The 1502-nt window shown below is 70.2% G+C and carries 2 protein-coding genes; both read right to left on the bottom strand.

The window, feature by feature from the left end; genetic code table 11:
- On the bottom strand, positions 1-545 hold a 545-nt coding region (locus tag K206_RS39470), incomplete at its 3' end, for an ABC transporter ATP-binding protein (protein ID WP_020205566.1).
- Complete coding sequence (locus K206_RS0127375; RefSeq protein WP_020205565.1) at positions 542-1378, bottom strand: ABC transporter permease; 837 nt, start codon at positions 1376-1378, stop codon at positions 542-544. The genes K206_RS0127375 and K206_RS39470, both read right to left, overlap by 4 nt.
- Between the last annotated feature and the right edge of the window lie 124 nt (positions 1379-1502).

Genomic DNA, 1502 nt, shown 5'->3' with positions numbered 1-1502 from the left:
AGGCTGCGCAGCCGGCGCGCGGTCAGCTCGTCCAGCGCGCTGAACGGCTCGTCGAGCAGCAGCACGTCCGGCCGCAGGGCAAAGGCGCGGGCGATCGACACGCGCTGTTTCTGCCCGCCCGAGAGGAACTGCGGATAGGCCCGCCCGTGCTCGGACAGCTCGACCTTGCGCAGCAGTTCCCGCACCACCCGTGGCCGCTCGGCGGCATCCACGTCGCGCCCCTCGAACACGATGTCGATGTTCTCCTCGACGCTGAGCCAGTCCAGCAGCCGCGGCTGCTGGAACACCACGCTCAGGCTGATCGCGTCGCGGCCCTTATCCGTACCGCCGCCGCGCTCGAACGCCACGCGGCCCTGGCTGGGCCGGTCCAGGCCCGCGATCAGGTTCAGCAGCGTGGACTTGCCGCAGCCGGAGGGGCCGACCAGCGCCACCAGCTCGCCGGCGCGCACGGTCAGGTCCACCTTGCTGAGGATGGTGCGGGCGGCGTCGGTGCCGCGCGGCGCGAAGCGCTTGGCCACGCCCTCGATGCGAATGTCGCTGCTCATGATCCGCCGCCTCGCTTCCACCGGTTCGCATGCGCTTCCAGCGTGCGGAACACGCCATGCTCGACCACGATCATGGCCGCCCAGAAGGCGATGGTCCAGGCGATCACGCCCTCGACGTTCTGCGTGCTGAACTGCGCGTTGAGCTGGTAGCCCACGCCGTTGGACATGCCGAAGATCTCGACCAGCACGATGACCTTCCACGCGATCGAAAAGCCCACGCGGCAGCCCGACACGATGAAGCTGTACAGCAGCGGCAGCCACACCTTGCGCAGCACCGTGGCGCCCGGCAGCCGGAACACGCGGATCATCTCCACGATCTCGTGGTCGAGCGAGCGCACGCCTTGCTGCACCGAGATCACCAGCGAGGGCAGCACGCCCAGCGCCACCGCCACCACCGGCGAGGTCAGCGAGACGCCGAACCAGATCACGCACAGCAGCGCCCACACCAGGCCGGGCACGGTCAGGCCGAGGATGATGCCCGGCTCGAAGAAGCGCTCGGCGAAGCGCGACACCGCCGAGGCGATGCCGATCGGCAGCGCGAACACCAGCGCCAGCAGGAAGCCGAGCGACATGCGCAGGAACGTCACGCCGATCTCGCTGAAGGCGAAACCGCTCACGCTGATCGCCACCAGCTCGCGCGCGATCGCCGCGGTGCCCGGCACCAGCGGCGAGTGCAGCGCGCGCGCCATGCCTTCCCAGCCGGCCGCCAGCAGCACGAAGAACAGCGCCTGCGGCCCGAAGCGCGCGGCCGCCGCGCGCAACCGCAGCGCCAGCGTGCCGCGCCGGCCCGGCGGTGCGCCGGCACGCTCGAGGAGAATATGGTCGGTATTCATCAGGTCTGCACGTAGATCTTGCGCGCCGGGGCGCGGTCCAGCACGCCGAGCTTCACCGCGACCTCGATTTGCTTGTCGATGGTGGCGAACACACTGGCGTCCCACCTGGTCGCATAGGCGGGCG

This window comes from Cupriavidus sp. WS (assembly GCF_000395345.1).
Classification (GTDB): Bacteria; Pseudomonadota; Gammaproteobacteria; order Burkholderiales; family Burkholderiaceae; genus Cupriavidus; species Cupriavidus basilensis_B.
Note: the sequence above shows the minus strand (reverse complement) of the source record. Positions and strands in the feature narration are given on the sequence as shown.

Bases quoted from the DNA above. Each gene is read 5' to 3' on its own strand.
- K206_RS0127375 (WP_020205565.1), bottom strand. From the start codon at position 1,378: ATGAATACCGACCATATTCTCCTCGAGCGTGCCGGCGCACCGCCGGGC.